General features: G+C 51.7%; 21 protein-coding genes and 3 pseudogenes. 7 read left to right on the plus strand and 17 right to left on the minus strand.

Going from position 1 to position 19,938, the window contains the following annotated elements; genetic code table 11:
• Window positions 1–29: 29 nt before the first annotated feature.
• Window positions 30–2,336: a DUF2339 domain-containing protein gene (locus E7747_RS04555; RefSeq protein ID WP_136414383.1), complete on the plus strand. Its 2,307-nt coding sequence runs from the start codon at window positions 30–32 to the stop codon at window positions 2,334–2,336.
• Between the two features lie 32 nt (window positions 2,337–2,368).
• Here E7747_RS04555 and E7747_RS04560 read toward each other — a convergent pair whose 3' ends face one another.
• The 7 genes and pseudogenes from E7747_RS04560 to E7747_RS04590 all read right to left on the minus strand — a co-directional run bounded on the left by E7747_RS04560 (window position 2,369) and on the right by E7747_RS04590 (window position 6,364).
• Window positions 2,369–2,914 carry a TatD family hydrolase gene (locus E7747_RS04560; RefSeq protein ID WP_136414384.1) on the minus strand — a complete coding sequence of 182 codons (546 nt, stop codon included), beginning with the start codon at window positions 2,912–2,914 and terminating at the stop codon, window positions 2,369–2,371.
• Window positions 2,915–3,064: 150 nt separating this feature from the next.
• A complete protein-coding gene (gene yidD / locus E7747_RS04565) occupies window positions 3,065–3,277 on the minus strand; it encodes a membrane protein insertion efficiency factor YidD (RefSeq protein ID WP_123613924.1) in 213 nt (70 codons plus the stop codon).
• A 79-nt stretch (window positions 3,278–3,356) separates the two neighbouring features.
• Entirely contained in the window at window positions 3,357–3,668 is a 312-nt protein-coding gene (locus tag E7747_RS04570) for a ribonuclease P protein component (RefSeq protein WP_136414386.1), read from the minus strand.
• A gap of 133 nt (window positions 3,669–3,801) precedes the next feature.
• Window positions 3,802–4,553: pseudogene (locus E7747_RS04575) on the minus strand (uroporphyrinogen-III synthase).
• 11 nt (window positions 4,554–4,564) lie between these two features.
• Window positions 4,565–5,377, minus strand: a complete 813-nt coding sequence (locus tag E7747_RS04580; protein ID WP_168185229.1) for a DUF4271 domain-containing protein — start codon at window positions 5,375–5,377, stop codon at window positions 4,565–4,567.
• 2 nt (window positions 5,378–5,379) lie between these two features.
• The gene (locus E7747_RS04585) at window positions 5,380–5,937 is read right to left on the minus strand and encodes an LOG family protein (RefSeq protein ID WP_123613920.1); all 558 of its coding nucleotides are present in this window, start codon (window positions 5,935–5,937) and stop codon (window positions 5,380–5,382) included.
• 121 nt (window positions 5,938–6,058) lie between these two features.
• Window positions 6,059–6,364 (minus strand): hypothetical protein, encoded by a 306-nt coding sequence (locus tag E7747_RS04590; RefSeq protein WP_136414388.1) that lies wholly within the window; start codon window positions 6,362–6,364, stop codon window positions 6,059–6,061.
• Here E7747_RS04590 and E7747_RS04595 point away from each other — a divergent pair.
• Window positions 6,336–6,515, plus strand: a complete 180-nt coding sequence (locus E7747_RS04595) for a hypothetical protein (RefSeq protein ID WP_136414391.1) — start codon at window positions 6,336–6,338, stop codon at window positions 6,513–6,515. The two genes, E7747_RS04590 and E7747_RS04595, sit on opposite strands and share 29 nt — an antisense overlap.
• A 102-nt stretch (window positions 6,516–6,617) precedes the next feature.
• Here the strand turns inward: E7747_RS04595 and E7747_RS04600 are convergent, their stop codons facing one another.
• The 4 genes from E7747_RS04600 to E7747_RS04615 all read right to left on the minus strand — a co-directional run bounded on the left by E7747_RS04600 (window position 6,618) and on the right by E7747_RS04615 (window position 9,087).
• Window positions 6,618–7,028: a hypothetical protein gene (locus E7747_RS04600; RefSeq protein WP_123613918.1), complete on the minus strand. Its 411-nt coding sequence runs from the start codon at window positions 7,026–7,028 to the stop codon at window positions 6,618–6,620.
• 176 nt (window positions 7,029–7,204) lie between these two features.
• A complete protein-coding gene (locus tag E7747_RS04605) occupies window positions 7,205–7,903 on the minus strand; it encodes a portal protein (protein WP_168185230.1) in 699 nt (232 codons plus the stop codon).
• Window positions 7,828–8,517 carry a PAS domain-containing protein gene (locus E7747_RS04610; protein WP_136414397.1) on the minus strand — a complete coding sequence of 230 codons (690 nt, stop codon included), beginning with the start codon at window positions 8,515–8,517 and terminating at the stop codon, window positions 7,828–7,830. The genes E7747_RS04605 and E7747_RS04610 overlap by 76 nt, the downstream gene beginning before the upstream one ends.
• A 33-nt stretch (window positions 8,518–8,550) precedes the next feature.
• Window positions 8,551–9,087, minus strand: coding sequence for a hypothetical protein (locus E7747_RS04615; RefSeq protein ID WP_136414399.1), 537 nt, complete (start codon window positions 9,085–9,087; stop codon window positions 8,551–8,553).
• A gap of 329 nt (window positions 9,088–9,416) precedes the next feature.
• Between E7747_RS04615 and bioB the strand changes: the two are divergent.
• From bioB to E7747_RS04635, 5 genes and pseudogenes are all read left to right on the plus strand, one after another.
• Window positions 9,417–10,336, plus strand: a pseudogene (gene bioB, locus E7747_RS04620) (biotin synthase BioB).
• Window positions 10,333–10,923 (plus strand): HesA/MoeB/ThiF family protein, encoded by a 591-nt coding sequence (locus tag E7747_RS04625; RefSeq protein WP_136414401.1) that lies wholly within the window; start codon window positions 10,333–10,335, stop codon window positions 10,921–10,923. Before bioB ends, E7747_RS04625 begins: the two are co-directional and overlap by 4 nt.
• Window positions 10,920–11,093 carry a ThiF family adenylyltransferase gene (locus E7747_RS16490; RefSeq protein ID WP_168185231.1) on the plus strand — a complete coding sequence of 58 codons (174 nt, stop codon included), beginning with the start codon at window positions 10,920–10,922 and terminating at the stop codon, window positions 11,091–11,093. Before E7747_RS04625 ends, E7747_RS16490 begins: the two co-directional genes overlap by 4 nt.
• A 113-nt stretch (window positions 11,094–11,206) precedes the next feature.
• Window positions 11,207–12,316 carry a uroporphyrinogen decarboxylase/cobalamine-independent methonine synthase family protein gene (locus E7747_RS04630; RefSeq protein WP_168185232.1) on the plus strand — a complete coding sequence of 370 codons (1,110 nt, stop codon included), beginning with the start codon at window positions 11,207–11,209 and terminating at the stop codon, window positions 12,314–12,316.
• 80 nt (window positions 12,317–12,396) lie between these two features.
• A pseudogene (locus tag E7747_RS04635) lies at window positions 12,397–13,576 on the plus strand (DegT/DnrJ/EryC1/StrS family aminotransferase).
• Here the strand turns inward: E7747_RS04635 and E7747_RS04640 are convergent.
• The 6 genes from E7747_RS04640 to E7747_RS04665 form a co-directional block, all read right to left on the minus strand.
• Window positions 13,540–13,914, minus strand: coding sequence for a DUF4834 family protein (locus E7747_RS04640; RefSeq protein ID WP_136414407.1), 375 nt, complete (start codon window positions 13,912–13,914; stop codon window positions 13,540–13,542). The pseudogene E7747_RS04635 and the gene E7747_RS04640 sit on opposite strands and share 37 nt — an antisense overlap.
• Window positions 13,915–13,990: 76 nt before the next feature.
• On the minus strand, window positions 13,991–14,698 hold the full coding sequence (gene pssA / locus E7747_RS04645; RefSeq protein WP_136414408.1) for a CDP-diacylglycerol--serine O-phosphatidyltransferase: 708 nt from the start codon (window positions 14,696–14,698) through the stop codon (window positions 13,991–13,993).
• Between the two features lie 66 nt (window positions 14,699–14,764).
• Window positions 14,765–15,445: a phosphatidylserine decarboxylase family protein gene (locus E7747_RS04650; protein WP_123613909.1), complete on the minus strand. Its 681-nt coding sequence runs from the start codon at window positions 15,443–15,445 to the stop codon at window positions 14,765–14,767.
• A gap of 789 nt (window positions 15,446–16,234) precedes the next feature.
• Window positions 16,235–17,431, minus strand: coding sequence for an FtsX-like permease family protein (locus E7747_RS04655; RefSeq protein ID WP_136414411.1), 1,197 nt, complete (start codon window positions 17,429–17,431; stop codon window positions 16,235–16,237).
• A 120-nt stretch (window positions 17,432–17,551) separates the two neighbouring features.
• Window positions 17,552–18,214 carry an ATP-binding cassette domain-containing protein gene (locus E7747_RS04660; protein ID WP_123613907.1) on the minus strand — a complete coding sequence of 221 codons (663 nt, stop codon included), beginning with the start codon at window positions 18,212–18,214 and terminating at the stop codon, window positions 17,552–17,554.
• Window positions 18,211–19,629: a hypothetical protein gene (locus E7747_RS04665; RefSeq protein ID WP_136414414.1), complete on the minus strand. Its 1,419-nt coding sequence runs from the start codon at window positions 19,627–19,629 to the stop codon at window positions 18,211–18,213. The genes E7747_RS04660 and E7747_RS04665 overlap by 4 nt, the downstream gene beginning before the upstream one ends.
• Window positions 19,630–19,938 lie beyond the last annotated feature (309 nt).

Raw genomic sequence — 19,938 nt, forward strand, 5'->3', positions numbered from 1 at the left:
CAGGACATTAACCAATCAAACGCCTTGTCATGGAAACGATTATTCTCCTTATTCTTGTGACAATCCTAATATTTGTCATAAAAAACAATTCTGACATCTCACTGATAAAGGCTCAGAATGAGTTAAACCACCTTAATCTTGAAAGGCTGCGCAAAAGGCTTGAAAATTTCGAAATCAAGGGGGAAGCAGAAATCCAAAATGTCATCGATACAAATACGGAGACCGAAAAATGCCCTGACATAAACATCGGGACTCAATCTTCTGAGAAAACCGTCGACAATGTCCCGCCGATTACAGATAATGAGGAGGAAAAAGGACTCCCGACCGTCCCGCCATTCACTCCGATTGCCGTCAACGGCGACCAACCAGACTCTCCAGATACAGACCAATGCACTCCGAATGAGGTCTCACCAGACGAAGAGCATGCATGCAATCCACGCAAGGCCAATTGGGAAAGACTCATCGGAATCAATATTTTCAGTAAAATAGGCATTCTGATACTTATAACCGGTGTCGGGTTCTTTGTCAAGTATGCCATTGACAAAGAATGGATAAACGAAATGACACGGACTATCCTCGGAATCTGCGCGGGCTTCACGCTGTGGGGAATAGCCTATCGAATCAGAGATGACTACCGCAATTTCTCATCCATTCTTGCCGGAGGAGGATTTGCAATCTGCTTTCTCTGCATCGGCATAGCATTCCACCTTTACAGCCTGTTTTCAGCGACGGCCACGTTTATCTCGCTTGTCGCCCTTACACTGTCAATGATTCTGATCTCACTGAAATTCGACAGAGCAGAACTGGCTTTCATATCCATTATCGGGGGATTTGTGACTCCGTTCATCTCATCGGACGGAAACGGCTCTTTCCTGTTCGTATTAGGCTACATGGCACTGCTCAACACCGCCATGTCGGCTATCACTATCCACAAAAAATGGCATTCGCTACCGATTTTATCCTGTTGGCTTACATATATCATATGTATTGCCGGATACATAAGCAATGAATTCAGAGAAATCTACGGATGGGGACTTGTGGCTATCATCTATTACTTCATACTGTTTACCATCTCGCTGACCGTCACACTCAACCGAAGCCAACTACGGTTACGAACCGTGTTCCTCAATCTATCGGCAATCATACTTAACAGCCTCGCTTATCTGAGCCTGACCACCTTACTTGCCGAGAAAACCGCACTGCTCTCGCACTTCGACGGCTGTGCCGGAATCATCGGAGCAGCCATAAATTTCGGCATCTATCTCAGATATTATCTCAACAAAGAAGATGGGCCTGCAAGCAATCTGCTTATAATCCTGATAGCCGGGTTCTCGTTGGCAACAATCCTAATACAGTTCTCAAATCCAAACATATATATCGCAGGAATAGGGCTTGAAGCTGCAATCGCATCATGGCTGTATTCCTACAGCGGCAAACGCATATTCAAGATAATAGCGCTTATCATCGGACTGCCTCTGAGCTGCTGTCTTATACATTCAGTCGTATTCGGATATGACTCTTATGACGAATCATGGGGCTATATCGTGACCGCAATCGCATTCACATGGAGCGCCTATTATAATTTCATAAGACAGAGCCGCGAAGGGAAATGTTGCGAATCAATCCTATCGTCAGGCGCGCTGTGGGCGGGAGCGACAATCGGACTTTCCGGCTCGCATGCCATTTTCAGCCACTTTTTCATCGGGGTTGCAGCCGATGGCTTAACCTTGCTGCTGACAGCAACCGCAATGTCCGTAATCCTTTTGACCACGACAAACTACAGAATGCGGTCGACATATCTGCTCTTCCCCGGATCTATCGCTGCGGTATTCGCTTTGATGAGCCATACGAGCGAGGAAATGCCGATTGCAAATCTACCTCTGCTGCTGTCAATGGCCGGATTCACATACGCATATCTGATATGCGGAAAAGACATTTTCATCCGCAAGCTCATACAATTGCCTAATATCAGCTATTATACGATATACTTTAACCTCGCGACAGCGGTCTATGCGGTGTCTGTCGCGCTCAACCTGCTCGACATATCCGGATTGTCACATCTCCACAGTGCGGGAGTATCAATTGCGCTGACCGGCTGCGCAGCCATAGAGATGGCACTCGGAATGCGCTATCAGAACAAGCTGCTGAGATTCATATCACTCGGAATATTCGGAATTGTGATTGTCAAACTCCTTGTTTTCGATCTCTGGAGAATGGCTGCGATAGGCCGTATAATCGTTTTCATCCTGCTCGGAGTAATTCTGCTGGCTGTTTCATTCTTCTATCAACGGCTGCGCAACGTGCTTATCGACAAACTGCCTCAAGAGGATAAGTAATACCTTCCCAAAACTGCCCTATCCATTTTTTCCTAAGGCATTTCGTCCGTCTCTCGGAGGAGGCGGGAGGGTGGTGTCAGGGCGAGGGAGGCGGGATTGTATTTCGTGCCGAACGAGAGATGAAACCCGTGGGCGAGCAGCTCACGGGCAAGCTGCGGTTTGCCCCGGAATCCGTGGATTATCCACGGCTGGGCTGGGCGCAATGATTTCCGAAGCGCGATTATTTCGGGATAGGCTTTGACAATATGGAGTATCAATGGCTTTGAGAGCCGTTCGCTGATGGAGATGTGAAATGTGAGCAGGGTGGTCTGTGCTTCGATTATTTCATTTCTCGACAACGATTCACTGCCTTCAATCTTCGGGTCGAGCCCGCATTCGCCAATGGCAAGAACTTGCGGCTCAGCGGCGAGAGCCTGCAACATACGGATGTCGGCAGGAGTTGCCTTAAACAGATTCCACGGATGGATGCCTACGGAGTAAAAATATCCTTTGTGCAGCCGTAACTTCCCTTCCTTGCCGACGGGATCAATGTCGACTATGGCGTTGCGACGCAAACGGTGTGTGTGGGAGTCGAACATAGGAGGAAGGACAAAGGACTAAGTATTAAGGACTAAGTATTAAGGACTAAGTATTAAGGACTAAGTATTAAGGACTAAGTATTATTAATGTGGGGGTGAGGGGTAGGATTAAGTAAGAGGAAGTAGGTGCTGATTAATAAGGGATGTAATTTAGGGGACGGGGTCGTAGCCTGAGCCTCCCCACGGATGACAGCGTGCGATGCGCCTGATGGCGAGCCATGTGCCCCGGATGATGCCGTGTTTCTGTATGGCCTCTATTGCGTAGGCGCTGCACGTTGGGGTGAAACGGCATGCAGGAGGAAACAGCGGTGATATGCAGAGCTGATAGAAGCGAATCGGCAATATGAAGAGGAGGCGGAGCAATGGAGGGAAGGATTAAGAGAATATTAAGTACAAAGTACTAAGGACTAAGTAACAAGGACTAAGTAACAAGGACTAAGTATTAGGGTTGGTCAGAGAGAGTTTTGGAGATGCGGGTGAGGATGCGGGTGACACCTTTGAGGACTTCGGCGTATGGAAGGACTTCAGTGGCAACGTAGATGAAGGCGATGTCGAGCGGAATGTCCTTTGGTATCAGGTGACGGTTGAGGCGGTAGGCTTCGCGGACACGACGGCGCATCTGCACACGGTCGACGGCATGACGCAGTTTTTTCTTAGGATAGAGACGAGAAACTGGGGACACGGGGCAACCTTGCGGCGGGATGTCTCCGAAGATGTCTCCATAGCGACAAGCCGCGATAAGTTGACAGTCCATACGGCTCTCAGAGGGTAGGCCATAACAGACTGAGCAGCGGGATTGCTGCGGTCAAATAGCTGGCCGATTGCAATCTCGCTGCGGAGTTTTTCGATTTTATATAGTCTCTGTCCGACCATATTTCCAGATGATCTTATTCGCCTTTTTCAACTTCTTCCTTGAGGAAGTTTTCGAGGGCAGCGGTCATTGAAGGAGCTTTGACCGATGGAGCTTCGAGGTCGAGGCGCAGGCCCGCGTTGCGGACAGCCTGTGCGGTCGTAGCGCCGAAGCATCCGATGCGGATGTCTTTCTGCTCGAAACCGGGGAAGTTTTTCAACAGGGAGTCAATCCCGGCCGGACTGAAGAAGAGCAGCATATCGTAGTCAAACTTCTCTTCAGGACCGAAGTCGTTGGAGACCGTACGATACATGACGGCTTTGGTGTAGTTGATACCGTTCTTGTCAAGAATGGTGGTGTCTTCCTTGTGAACGTCAGATACTATGTAGAGGAATTTCTCCTTCTTATGCTTTACAAGAGAGGGAAGAAGACCGTCGAGTTTACCAGTCTCGCCATGGAAAATCTTGCGTTTACGGTAAACAATGTACTTCTGAAGATAAAGAGCGATAGATTCTGTTGTGCAGAAGTACTTCATAGTGTCAGGAATGGAGATTCTCATCTCCTCACAAAGCCTGAAGAAGTGGTCAATAGCAGTACGGGCTGTGAAGACAATAGCCGAAAAGTCAGAGATAGATATTTTTGACTGACGAAATTCCTTGGCGGTAAGCCCTTCTACTTTGATAAAAGGCCGAAACTCGATTTCACTCCATATTTATCAGCGATGTCGTAATAGGGAGACTTGTCGGAAGCCGGCTTAGGCTGGGAAACTAAAACTTTTTTAACTTTCACTGTCAGAGCGCTTAGGGATGTAATTGACTGAAAAATCCGATACATCTATATATGATGACCGGGGGTACAATTTCGAGAGTGCAAAGATACAAAATAAAATAAAGCAAAGAGCCAAAATTGTCGTAAAAAAGCCTAAAGCCCTTGAAAATAAATATCAAACGAGCCAAAATATAGCAAACTACGCCAATAGTGACAACAATGGGAGCCACATCAGGATTGAACAGCACCACGAGCGCGGGTATGGTGAGCGCCATTCCCAGAAGCGACTGCGAGGCGTTGAAACCTTTGAGCCACTGACGGCCCGAGAGCTTGTCGGTGAACACATAGCCCACTATGCGGTAGGCCATCAGCTGCCACAGATAGTAGACGGCAGCCCCGACGGTCAAGGCGGCTATCTCAGGGAAAGTCGGGAGAGGCGTGGTGTAGCCCGATGAGCTGAGGGCGGCATTGATTATTATGCCTTCGCACAGACATGCAAGTAGCACGATTGAAATCTGGATGCCTGTCTCGGTGAATGTGCGGACTGCCGATGTATCGTCGGTGTGGCGCACAGTCCAAAGATCGTAGGTGAAATTTTTGAGAAAGGTGGAATAGTGACGGAAGTTATAGGCAAGCAGCAGAAACACTCCGATTATCAGACACAACACACCCGAGTCATAGCCCGGCAGAAACTTACGCTCAGCCGGTCTTACCCCTGAGGTAAAAGGGACAGGCCCGACGGTCATGGTGAGTTTCTCGGCAGCCGATGATGGCGCTTCATACTCGCGACACAGCTTCGGGGCAAACGGCGAGACGACAGAATCGAGGGGCAATGAAGTGTTCATCGTCATATACGGTCAATAATTTCCATAGCTTCCTCGGGAGAGGCGACAACTGTGGCAGGAATCACACCGCCACGCATGAAGCCTTTGGCCTGCATCGAGTCGAAGAGAGCAATGAGATGATCGTAGTAGCCGTCGGTATTGACAATTATGACAGGGCCGTTGAAAAGCGAGAGCTGATGCCACGTCATGATTTCGGCAAGCTCGTCGAGAGTCCCTATGCCACCGGGAAGAGCGATGGCCGCACGCGACATGGAGGCCATCGTATGTTTGCGGTGGTGCATCGACTCGGTGTCGATACAGCGTGTGAGGCGGGGGTGATTCCATCCTTTCTCAATCATGAAATGCGGGAGCACGCCGACAGCCTCGCCCGAGGCATCGACAGCGCCTTCGATGGCAGCGGCCATCATGCCTCCCGCACCGCCTCCGCATACAAGTGTCAGGCCGGAAGCAGCGATCAGTTCACCCATTCGACTGGCCACGCTTAGGTAGAGGGGATCAATATCGGATGAAGAGGCGCAATAGACAACTACGCCCGATGGAAGTGCATTATTAGGTTTCATGGGCGCAAATTTACGAAATAAGCGTCAGATACGGGGCATTCCAAAGCCGGAATTTGACTCTAAAAACAAAAATGCCCTCCCGCAATCAAGGCAGGAGGGCAAAGGCAGGGCCTGACAGCCTCTAATAGCTGCGAGAACGGAGGAATGGACGCGCGGGAGTGCGCAAAGCAGAGAGCATGGCTGCAACAGCGCTCTCGGAACGGGCTGTGAATGAAGATGCAAGCTCAGAGGCGGCATCTGAATGAGTCGAGGATGAGGCAACCGAGTCGGCAAGCACCCGACAGGCTACGGCGAGTTCGAGATTACGGCGCAGGAGCGAGCCGAGCTGCCCGGAGACACCGGCCGGAAGCCTGAGATCTATACGAGAGAAGGGTATCAGCCTCCTCAGCAGAAGACTGATGACCCAGATCGACGGCAGGAAGTTCATTGTCAAGCTCCGCATCGTCGACATAGGGGAGAAGATGGAGAATGATTCCGGCGAAGGCGTTTTTGACCATAAGCCTCAGGAGTCCCGTCCGCTCCCGGTCAAGGAGCGGACGGAGAAGGAGACGCGTGGATTCGTCGGCCGCCGACAGTGACTCAAATGCAGCAAGCGCATGGATCGTGTCGGTGATGACAGCGGTTGAAAGTGAGAAGTGCATTTTTCAAGGTTCAGAATTAAGATTGAATCAAGATTCGGTTTAAGCGGGAACGAGGAGTTTGCGGGTACGGCAGTCGAAGTAACGGCGGACAAGGGAAATGGCTGTGGCCGGAGAGATGAAAAACTGCGACGCTCCACCGGCTGACAGCACATTGGCCAGCGCGTCGGCCAGCCTCATGCCGCGCTTTTCCATGAGACGTGTCACACGGGTGTTGAGTTCGGTCCACAAGGCAAATCGGCGGCCGCGCCGAAGCTGCAGACGTCCGTGGCGAAGGACACGGAGCATGCGGAGCGCATAGTCAAAGGTGCAGTAATATGCCGGCGCATGACTCATGGCCGCCTTAACGGCAAGCGATTCAATGTCGACCGCCGCACCTGCGGGAAGGGAAGTGATAAGATTATTGACCGCTGTAAGGAAATGACGGTTGCGCAGATTGATGAGAGAAAGCATGACTGATGAAATTTAAGGTTTAAAAATTAGTGAATTTGCAGGACACCACTTTTCCGGCGTGAGGTTTTTATGTCGGTTTTACATTGGCAAATTTACAACAGCAGTATGGTAAAAAGCGTGCACACGTATGTAAAAATATGTTAACAACAACGGCATTCCAAGGCATTTCCCCGAAATCACGACAACAGAGCGAGCGCTATGCGGTCGCGCAAGGTTCGGAATGAATTGAAGCTTTCATACACATCGAGCAGAGCGATTGCCGAGTTATATACCTGACTTTCATAGAGCGAGGCCGAAACATTAGCGCCCGGGGTCATGCCCTGAAGGGCCGATGTCACCCCCGAAATCTGCTGAAACATCTGCATTTCCATCTCCAACAGCCGCGCTGCCCCTTCGCTGCGTCCGGCAGCCGTCACCTCGACAGGCAATCGGCGTGCGGTCGGATTGACCGGAATCACACCGCCGGGACGGCTCCAGATATCGGCCACCTTTTCCATGTCGAGTCCCGGAGGAATAGCGTCGGTCGGCATCAGCAGCACACCTTTGGCACTGTTGGCAAGAATGTGGTCGATTGTGGTAATGAGCGTGTTGATGTGTTTCTGCTGTCCGACCAGATCCTCGATGAAAGGATGGACGGCACCGTCGGTGAGCGGGTAGAACTTCAGGGCAAACGGATGTGCGCCCGATTTCAGCGGCGAGCGCGAATGGTCGATCACGCTTCCGTCGGGAGTGAGGAAACGGCAATGCCAGTGTGGATCTTCGACAGGATGATGCGGATCAATGTCGTAGGTCCACACCTCTATAACCCGACAGAAGCCGGGCGAGGATGAAGAGTAGAACTTCGTATCAGCCGAGTCATGTCCGCCCCATGCCACCGACGAGAGATAAGGCCCGTCGGCTGAGACGTGGCGGTAGATTTTTTCAAGATAACGGTGACGGCGCGCGAGTTGTGGCCGAAACGGAGGCGCAGTTCGTCGAGAGTCATGTCGTGGAGCATACCGATGAGGCGGATATCGCTTCCACGCGGGTCGCGGAAAGGAGTGCAGAAAAAGTGTTCGGGATTCACATTGTCGATCCACACTCCCGCTCCGTCAGGAGGACGGTTTTCATAGACCACACGCTGTATGGCCGTCCCGGAAATGAGGAACTCTTCAAGCGCACGGCTGTCGAGTTCATCCAGAAGATTAGACCGGTAGACATCGAGAAGCTGCGCTGAAGGAGGCTCTCCGGACTGCGAGATGTTGTAGCGGAAACGGCCGACGACACTTTTGACCAAGGCGCGGAGCAGATTGTTGGTCAGCGGACGCATGCCGGCCATACGCGCTTTCTCATATTCGCTGACCGTCTGGCCGGAGGATGTCTGCGTCAGGTCGCTCCACTGGTCGCCATACGTGTGGCGCATAAGTCCGCGCCTCGTTGTCCGCAGTGCGGCATGGCGTTTCCATGCACTGAACGCCTCTTCGATGAGGCCGGGATTGGAGGAGAACATTTTTTATCTGTATAAACGATGAAAGTTTGACAATCAGAGTTGGCGGGGATGAATGGTTGCAAAGGCGGAGTCGTCGAGACGGTATTCATCCTCGTCGTAACTCACACAGAGCAGAGTGCGGACCGATTCGCCCGAAGCGGCGGCAGGATAAAGGTGCAGACGGTTGTCGTGGAATATTGCTACAGGCCGCGACGGCGTTGCCCGCGTGTAGGGGTGAAGCTGACGCATGGCCGCGGGATGGGTCGGACTCGTGACAATCCGCGCTGATGTCAGCCAAGAATCGAGACGCACGCTTACGATTCTCACCACCGACTGCGGAAGATCAATGACGACAGAACCGTCGGATGCCGGTGTCAGGATTATGGATTTTGAAAGGTCGTCGGCAACAAGGCAGGAGGCAGGAGCTTCAAGAAGCAGCCGTCTGTACCACTGCTTCATTTCCGAAAGATGGATTGCGGATGTGTCGATTCCGTCGTTGCGCCTGAAGGCGGCATCGGTGAACGAAGGCGAATAGCCGGAATGAAGCATCCAAAGGTCGAGCATGCGGGAGGGAGTGAGGCGGAGGTGCATTATTTTTCAAGGTCTAATGGTGAGAGATTAGAGTAGATAAGGGAGTGACAGAATAGCTGAGAATTAGGGAATAAGGGGATGGTTGACGGTGAAGGGTGATGCAAAGTTACGGCACACGGCTGCGGGTTTTGGAGCGATAATACAAAAGAGGTCGTTATTTTTCGTATTTTTGCAAAGTCACAGAGCGCTGCCAAGAAGCCGATGAATTTCCACCATCGTCTATAAGCAGACGCATTATACAATCATTATCATCTACCTACATCATGATTTCCATAAGTGATCTGAAAGAAAAAGTGCTCACCGGCGGAGAGCTTACCGAAGCCGAGGCAATGAGCCTCGCCAACCTCAACACGGATGAATATGACAAACTTTTAGAATCCGCAGCCGAAATCACCGACCGCTTCGGCAGCCGGAATTTTGATTCGTGCTCCATCATAAACGCCCGCTCCGGGCGCTGTCCGGAAGACTGTAAATGGTGCGCCCAGTCGGCTCACCATAAGACCGATATCGCCGTCTACCAGCTTGTCGACCGCGATACCTGCATGGCGCTTGCCGACTACAACCACCGGCGTGGAATCGGACGGTTCTCGCTCGTCACAAGCGGACGGACACTCTCGGGCAAAGCTCTTGACACCGTATGCGACTACTACCATGAACTGTCGGAACGCGAAAGCGGCATGGGACTTTGCGCATCAATGGGATTGCTCGACAGCGAGGCGCTCCGACGACTGCACGAAGCCGGAGTGGAACGCTATCACTGCAATCTTGAGACTGCACCATCCCACTTCCCTACCCTTTGTTCGACCCACACCATCGACGACAAAATCAAGACCATTGAAGCCGCTCGCGAGGCCGGCATGGAGGTGTGTAGCGGAGGCATAATCGGCATGGGCGAGACAATGGAGCAGCGTGTGGAGTTCGCCCTTACACTCAGACGCATCCGGCCGGTGTCGATTCCAATCAATGTCCTCTCCCCCATCCCCGGGACTCCGCTTGAGAATGCCGCTCCGCTGAGCAGCCGAGACATTCTCCAGACAGTGGCCATATTCCGCATGATACATCCACATGCGGTGTTGCGCTTTGCGGGCGGACGCGCGCTTATCGACCCCGAAACCCAGCGCAAAGCACTCGGATAGGAATCAACGGAAGCATCATGGGCGACCTGCTGACCACAATCGGAGCGCAGATCGACGAGGATATAGCCATGATACGCGAATGCGGCTACAATTTTGAAACTCCCGGAGAATGAAGACAATAACAGAATTAAGTAAGGACGAGAAGATACGCTACCGCGGACATCTGTCGCTTTGTGAGATTGACGTGGCCGGCCAGCAGCGCCTCGCCGAAAGCCGCGTGCTCATCGTCGGGACGGGAGGACTCGGAAGCCCTGTGGCTCTCTATCTCGCCGCCGCAGGCGTGGGCACAATCGGGCTGCTTGACGCAGATACAGTTAGCCTCAGTAACCTGCAGCGCCAAGTGATACATACCACAGCCGACATCGGGCGGCTGAAAGTCGAATCGGCCGCAGAAAAACTACGAGCCATCAATCCACACATAAACGTGGTCACCCACCCGTTCATGCTTGACAGCGACAATGCCGTGGCAATCATGGACAACTATGACCTTGTGATGGACTGCACCGACAATCTGCCGACACGCCTGCTGATCAACGACACATGCGTGGCCACCGGAAAAGCGATGGTCTTCGGCGCAGTGTCGCGCTTCTCAGGACAAGTGTTCAGCCACAAGGCCGGCACGGCATGCTACCGCTGCATCTTCGACCCGTCGACCACTGCCCGGAAGCCGACCTCCCTTGTGTCATCAACGGAATCATGAATACGGTTGTCGGCGTGATAGGGTCAATTCAGGCAACGGAAGCCGTCAAACTTATCGTCGGGACGGGCGACGCACTCCTTAACCGCATGCTGACGTTTGATGCCATCACTATGCAGTTCAACACCTTTGTTATCAGTCCTATAGACACATGCGAATGCCAACATGGTTAACTATTTTTAACAGCATGTTTAACTATAGTATATCATTTATATCTACTTTTGCAGTCGATTTCTAACTATTAGTCTGATAATTAAATCTGAAAATGAGCAACACTTTAGCAAATATGCCCCGAGTTGAAATCGTGGGCAGTTTTCTTCCGCCGGAAGAACTCGAAAACGCTCTTAACGAAAAAATCCACGGAAATCTCAGCGAAGAAGCTTATCACGCGATTGAGGATAAGGTGATTGACAGCCTCATCGACAGGGAAATCGAATCCGGACTCCAGATAGTGACCGACGGCGAAATGCGCCGTAAAAGCTGGGCCCGCGACTTCTGGGAAGGATTCAACGGCATGAGCCGCGACCGCATCGACACCGGCTCTGTCTATCAGGATGAGGTAGTGCGCCACGACCTGCTCCGCTTCGACGGACGCATCGAATTCAACGAAGCCCATCCGTTTTTCGAAAAATACTCCCATATGCAGGAGCTGACAAGAGGCCGCGCCGAGGTGCGCCAGACCATTCCATCGCCGGGAGAGCTCTACATGCGCATACTTCTCGGTTCGAACGGTGATATATCAAAAAACTATGTGTCGCCTGAAACTCTTCTCGATGACATCGTGGATGCCTACCGCAAGACCATCGAGGAATTCTATCGTCGCGGCTGCCGCCATATCCAGCTCGACACAGGCGTGTGGGGACGACTGAGCGACCCTGATTTCGACCGCCTACTGCTGCTCGGCGGTGTGGACTCCGACAGAGTTACGCTGACACTGCTCGATCTCATCAACCGCACGATCGAAAACCGTCCGGCCGACCTTGAGATAATCCTCAGCATCGCAGCCGACGAGCGACACATCCCCCGCTGGTTTGACGAAAAGGAGCTCACACACCTCCGTCTTATGCTCGAAAAGGTCGATGCCGACGCCTTCCTGCTCCCCTTCGCCATATCCTCGCCTCAGGAGATCGAGGCTGTGCGCTGGCTTCCTGCCGGAAAGCGCGCCATCATCGGCGTAGTCGACGGCTCGCTTCCGAACCTCGAAAACGTCGATGACATCGTTGAGGCCATCCGTGTGGCTGCACGCTATGTTCCCATCGGCCTCCTGTCTGTCAGCCCGACTTGCGGCTTCAAGGTCAGCGACCGCGAACGTCAGGGGCTAAACTACGAGACCCAGTGGTCAAAGATAGCACTTCTCAGACAGGCCGCTGAAAAGTTTGCCAACGAAATCGGATAAATCCGGCCAACAAACATATATGAGTATGTCGCATCCTCCACGCGAGGCCATGCAACATACTCATTTTATAATAAAACGCTATGGAAAAGAAACGGATCCACCTATGTATGTGCCGCATGAGCGGCGCTGAAAAGCGCTTCATCGACGAGGCTTTCGCCGAGGAATGGGTAGTGCCACTCGGACCGAACGTCGACGGCTTTGAGGCAGACCTTAAACATCGTATCATCGACAACGATCCCGGGTGCAGCGGCAAGGAAATCGCCGCTCTGTCGGCCGGAACTGCGGCCATACATCTGGCGCTCGTGCTGCTCGGTGTCGGAAATGGGGACGAGGTGATGTGTCAGAGCTTCACTTTCGCGGCATCGGCCAACCCGATTGTCTATCAGGGCGCACAACCGGTGTTTGTCGACAGTGAGCCGGAAAGCTGGAACATGGATCCCGCTCTGCTCGACGAAGCCATAGCCGACCGTGTCGCCAAGACCGGCCGCAAACCAAAAGCAATCATCGCAGTTCATCTCTACGGCATGCCGGCCCGCATCGACGAGATCTGTGCCGTAGGCGAAAAAATGGGGCATTCCGGTGGTAGAGGATGCTGCGGAGGCTCTCGGCTCGGTATATAAGGGACACGAGTGCGGAACGTTCGGCAACTATGGAATCCTCAGCTTCAACGGCAACAAGATGATTACGACCTCCGGCGGAGGAGCGCTCATCTGTCCCGACGCGGCAGCCAAAAAACGTGCGATTTTCTACGCGACTCAGGCTCGCGAGCCATTCCCCTACTATCAGCACGAACACATCGGCTTCAACTACCGCCTCAGCAATATCAGCGCCGGTATAGGACGCGGGCAGATGACCGTGCTCGACGAGCATATCGCCCATCACCGTATGCTGGCTTCTGTCTATCAGGAACTTCTCGCGGATATCGACGGTGTGACCTATCACGCAAACCCAAGCGCGGATTCCGACGCCAACTACTGGCTGTCGACCATCGAAATCGACCCGGAAACCACAGGAATCACACCTGACGACGTGCGCGAACATCTGGCACGTCTCAATGTGGAGACCCGCCCGCTATGGAAACCGATGCACCTGCAGCCGGTCTATGCCGACGCGCCGGCATACGTCAACGGAGTCAGCGAACACCTGTTCGGCCGCGGACTCTGTCTTCCTTCCGGCCCTTGGGTGACACCGGAAGATGTCAGAATGATTGTCGGTGAAATAGCCTATCTGATTTCCTCCCAGTCGGCATCGCTGACCTGAGGTTCGCGCGGCGTATAAGCCGAATCCTGATTTGACGGCGCACGGTGGTGGTCGGCCGTAACTTCTATTTCCTCGAATTCAACGTATTCTCCCTCGTCGCGGGAGAATATTTTTTTCTTCCTGCGGGGATAGTTGCGTGATTCGCGTCGCGGAGGCGCGTCATTGCGTGGAGATGAAAACGGGCCGTAGGACGACGATGCAGACCTGCCGCCGCCAAAAGCCTGATTGAACATATCATTGACCTTCTCCTGATATTTGCGCCGGGCATAGCGCATCAGCATTGGCTTCAACAGAAGCCACACGAGGTAAATGATTATGATTGTAGCTATAAAAGTCATGTTAAATCAACAAATGTTTTAACCGGCCCCGACACTGCGGACGGGAGGGATAGTATTAGCCTTGGAAATAGGGAGATTAAGCCTCTGCTTCAGCCTTTTTGCCGAAAAGCGAAATCAGAATGTAGAGGACAATCGTCCATGCGAAACCCGAAATACCTTCGGTGATTACGAAGAAAACGGCCGCGGCAAGCACTACATATCTTCTAACGTTGCCACGCCACGAAAGGTTGGCGAATTTGAGCGAAAACATCCTCAGCTCGCTCACCATCAGCAGCGAAATCGCCACAATCAGGAGCGCCATTACTATGTCGCCGGGATAGGCGTGTGAATCAATCCATGCGAGCGCACCTATCCAGAAAATCGCATTGGCCGGGATAGGCAGACCGATGAACGATGTGGCCTGACGGGTATCGACATTGAATTTCGCAAGTCTCAGCGCTCCCATCACGGCTATGAACAGGGCTATCGCGCTCACCCAGACCGATGCTCCGTAAGCCTGCATGGAGTTCATGACGAGGAAAGCGGGTGCAAGACCGAAGCTGACAAGGTCACTGAGAGAGTCAAGTTCCTTTCCGACGGGCGAATATGCGTGGAGCAGACGCGCCGATAGGCCGTCGCAGAAATCAAACACCGCCGCAGCTCCAATAAAGATAAACGCCCACGACATCGGTGACAGAGAACCAGTCTCCATGCCGAGATTAAAAGCAAAAAACACCGCCGCACATCCTGAAAGAAGGTTGAGGCAGGTGATGGTGTTGGGGATATAGGATTTGAGTGATTTCAATTGATGATTAGTGATTTAAATGTGTTTGCATAGAGCCTGAAGCCTTGTGTATTCTTTATCTGTCTGTCAGTCATCGGGGTTATTTCTCAGGCGGGCAATCACACTGACACCGCCCGTGGTCTTGTCGCCGATCTTGACAAACACTTCAGCATCGAGAGGGAGATAGATGTCGACACGCGAACCGAATTTGATGAATCCCATGTGGTCCTCGATATTCGCGGCATCGCCCGGTTCGGCGTAAGTGACAATACGTCGGGCAACCGCACCGGCTATCTGGCGGACAAGAATTTCCTGACCGTTGGTCGCACGGATCAGCACCGTCGAGCGCTCGTTCTCAATGCTGGCCTTTGGAAGATAGGCGCTGAGAAAACGTCCGCGATGGTGGCGCACCAGAAGCACTTCGCCATCGACCGGAAACCAGTTGGCATGGACATTGAACACAGTCATAAACACCGAAACCATCCTCACCTTACGGCGGAGAACCTCCGGCTCGAACACTTCTTCAAGCGCAACGACAGTACCGTCGACCGAACTTACGACCACATTCTCACGGTCACCGCGGAATGTGCGCCGGGGCGACCGGAAAAAGTTGACAATCAGCAGATACAGAATCGCCGAAATCGATGAAAAGACAATTGGGATGACAGCCGGACGAATGAACATCCATGCCGACAGATTGATGACAATCATTATCAGCATGACTACAATCAGTATGTTAGTACCTTCGCGGTGTATCTTGACTTTCATTTACTATGTTTGGTCGGGGCGTCATGCGCCCGCATTAGCTCCCGTGGTATATTAATAGGTCGTTAACTTAATTTGCAAAATTACTCAAACTTTTCAACTTATCAAAAATAAAGGTAAAAAAAGGTCTGCATTAAACATAAGCCATTTCATCTGTTAACGAATTTTAACCCGAGAATAGGCTGTATTCTCATTTATTTACCTAATTTTGCTATTGCAAATTAGCCTCATGTTCGGAATTGACCAATTTTTCCGAAACATCGCTGAAGGGAGATTACATCACCACGGCAATTCGATTGCTGACATTCTTGCGTGAATGCGGTTATTGAAAGTGATGGGACGGCTCTTCTCCCTTTCTTCCCGGCCTGAGCGCCGGAGTAGATAAAGTGAAAATATCTGCGTCCCGTCTTGCAGGACTTGTCTGATTCATACTGCGCTCTTTTGCTCTCCGGGGTATCAGAAGTGTAGCTGTTGAACTATGAGTTCTATGCAAAATAGCCGTCCACAAAACTACACCGACATACATTGTTTATCACACGATTCTCATCTGTTCACGGCAGGTGAGGCATATTGGCATGTACATACACCTAACTCTCACTATATATCATTATGCTGCGGTTTGCAGCATAATAACAACCTATAAGGCTCTTAGAGATGCTATGAAAACACACCTTAGATTCTTGGCGACAGCTCTACGCTTTGAAATGTCGTAGGAAGACAATCAAGACCGCGATGCTTTGCAGGGCATCGCGGTCTTTGCTTTTCATTTGTCCGGCAGACTTGTGAAACGGCTCAGAAACTTTTTCTGACATTACGGCTCACCGCAATGAGATTGCCGGCCGAAATCAGCACAATGATGGCAAGGCCGATTCCTATTGTCGGCCAAGAAGAGGTCGGCTCGATCCCGAGCGTCGACAGCGGCTCGCGCCACTTATGCGAGGCGACAAGCATAACCGTTATTGCTGAGATAATAACCACGGCATTCACCGTCGTTATGATAATGTTATAGTATCTCGCCACCTGAGCGGGAGAATAGCCGAGCTGCATGAGCTGATGAATCTTATCGCGGTTCTTCTGCAAAAGCAGATAGATGCTGAGGAGCAGAATGAAAAACGCCAGCAGACTGATGACGAGGCCGACAGCGATAACCACCGTGGTCACGAGCGAAAGGAAATAGGCCGCCTTGCCGTTGGCTGCACGGTCGCCGGCAGTCTCATAGTCGTGTTCATCAAGAAAGCTCTCCGCCTGCGGATCGCCCGGCTTGTCGAGCATCACTATCAGACGCGAGGGCGATTCCGAAGCATTGGCCGAAAACTCGCGGTTTGCCCAGTCCATGAACTCTTCGGGTACGGCAATGGTGTTGAGGCGCGATGAAAATCCGACAATCCGAGCATTGACCCACTGTTGCCGCCCGTTGCCGCTAAGCGACAGCTGGAGAGGCACCATCCCGATGACCTCCTCCGACACCTGCGGCATGCCGCGCGATGTGGCGAATCCGAAGTTATAGAGCGACAGGTAATCTTTGGAGATTATAACCGGCACAAACTCTGAACGGCCCGGTTCATATCCCCATCCTTTCGGAGAGACATCAAAAAAATCGTCGGGGATTGATTCGAGAAATAGGTCCGACCCCATCGAACTGCCGCCGAAACTGACTTTGGCATAGACATTGAAAGCAGCCGAATTGAACCGTCCGACATTCCGCGCCCAAGGCTGCGAGGCGATGTCGGCAATCTCCGCTTCGCTGAATCGCGTCGACTCTCCGTCGCCGCTCATAAACGAGCCGAGACCGCTGACTTTCTTTGATATTATCAGATAGTCCTTTGAGATAAACGAGTCCTCATCGTCCCACACAGTGGTCACGTCGCGATAAAACTGTATCGCGGTGAGCACTATTGCCAGCCCGACGAGATTGGCAAGCGCATATCCGGCAATCTGCCCGGCACTTATATTGCGTCTGAGCAGACGCCACACTATATTTTTTGACATCGGATAATGACAGTTTTTAATAACATTGTTCAAATATCGGAAAACGATGATGCTCAATTAATTCCGATAGTTATCAGAGGGTTTAATTTGTTATGAAACGCCCTCTCATTTTGGAGACAATCAGAGCCGCAGCAACTCATAGTCGGGCAGTTTGATTTTGTTGCCGACCGATGTGGCTATTATGCCTGCCCCAAGGCGGCGTGCCTCCTCGTCGATTAATTCCGCAACCGCCTGATTGTTACGGCTGTCGAGATGGCTGACAGGCTCATCAATGAGCAGAAAGTCAAACGGCTGGCATAGGGCGCGGATTATCGCAACCCTCTGCTGCTGCCCGACCGACAGACGGCCGGCCGGCTCTCCCGCCTTCTCGCCGATTTCAAGCCGTTCGAGCAACGAGACTATTTCATTGCCCGACTTGTGGGCGGTCAGACGGTTTTTGATTTCGATATTTTCCATCACGGTCAGTTCCGGGAACAGTCCCATCTCCTGCGGAAGATAGGCCAGCGACCGCCGGCGCAGCTCACACCACCGGCCGATGCCGAAACTCCGGGCGTCAGCACCGTCAAAAAGAATCTTGCCGTCATAATCATGGCGTGAACCGTAGATGTAGCTGCACAGCGACGACTTGCCTGTCCCGCTTTCGGCCTCAATGAGATAATATGTCCCGCGCCTGAATGTCATGTTCTCCTGAAGCCATAGCTGAGAATCCCTGACAGGCAGCTCGTTCTCGCTCCCACGGAACACATGTGGAAGCACCCGGCGCAATGATATTTCCTCTGTCATAGCAGCGCCGTGAGAATAGCTTCAAGTATAGGGCGGTCACTTCCGTTCAGCCCGAGTTCCATTGTCGAATTGTCACTGTTGACCTGCACACTGAGCTTAACGCCGAAATCAGGAAGCATATAGCCGAACTCTTTGAGAGTTGGCAGGTCGACATAAAGCGCACCGTTCTTGCCGTTGAAGACAGGTGTAAGCGCATTCTGACGGTTCGGTTCAAACGGCATATTGCTCACCGCTAAATAACCGTCGACATTTCCCATGTAGAGATTCATGCCGTATTGCGGGACAATCATCACGCCATCCTTATATTCCTTCGGGCTGACTCCCGCCATGAAGAGCGAACTGCGCACCATCCCCATTATGTCGTTGATTTTCTTTTGCGGAAGGCTTACCATCATGACAAAATGCCAGTTGCCCGGATCAAGATCGGTGTATGCCTCGCTGTTGGCCGGTCCGGCTGCGAGAAAAATCGTACCGTCTATCGACTGAAGATAGGGAGTGATGACCGACAGCATGGCCTGAGTCTGGAATCCGCCCACAGCACCCACAGATTTTGTCACTATACTCCAGTCAAATTCAGGACTGACACCAAGTCCGAAAGCCACGTTAAAGCTCTCAGGAACATAGGCAAGCACAGCCGGATTCATTTCTTTAAGCCCCTTGAAAGCTACCGGCTTACCGTCGGCCTTTATAAACGAACTTGAACCGACGAGCTTGTTATCCTTGACATTAGAGGTGAAAGTAGCCCATGTGGTTTCAAGGTCAGGATTTTCACCTTTAGCCTCTTTCTTGTCTTTTTTCTTCTTTGCATCAGCCGCGAAATCCTGACGGACAACGACGTTTAGAAGATTGTCGCTCTCAAGCAGCTGCGCGATTCCAGTCATTGACGCAAGCGATGATTTTTCAGCATCCTTACTCATCGACTCGACGATCCCTACCGCATCCGACGGCGAAGCGTCAACAAACCATACTTGTTTGCTGTCGAGCAGTACAGACATTCCTCCGGCCACACCACAGCTATAGTCACCGGTCTCGTCGCTCCATTCAATCGTCCCGGCAGTGACATCCTTGAACTTCGCTTTATCGCTGACAAGCATGGTCATTACCAGCATCTGTTTATCTCCGACAGTCCATGCCGTTTCATCGGGATTGCATATTCCTGCCTCATCAAGCTTGCCGACAGCTTCGACAATGGCAGCCAGACGCTCCGTGGCTTCAATCCCGGAAGGATATACAGCCTGACCGTTCTCATACTTGCATCCGGCTTGTTCAAGTGCCGTTTTAAGTCTTATGACACCCGCCTGTTCTACAGTCGAGGGTATCGCGTCAAGCAACTTGCGCTCCTTTGAGCATGACACCGCGAGGACTCCTAATAAAACCACCGCCAGCATCGGCAGCGACAACCGTTTTAGTTTCATATAATATCGTCTTTTAATGGTCTGACTGCAAACTTACAAACAATGTCTCAGACCACCAAGCCAAACAGCAACTATTTAACGTGATTTCGATGCAAATTAACTAATTGAGAAATTGATATTTAGCAACAAAAGCATTAAGTATCTCATACTCCATCAATTCAGCCGGAATATCGTATGTATCGTTATTTATAACTGACGCATATTCATATTTGGCGAGATTGACGCTATTGTATGCTGTTGATTTGGAGGTGGTACATGCCGAAATCAAGAACAAGACAACAAGAATACGATTCTTATTTTTCAAAAATG

The sequence above is a fragment of the Duncaniella dubosii genome (assembly GCF_004803915.1).
GTDB classification, from domain to species: Bacteria; Bacteroidota; Bacteroidia; order Bacteroidales; family Muribaculaceae; genus Duncaniella; species Duncaniella dubosii.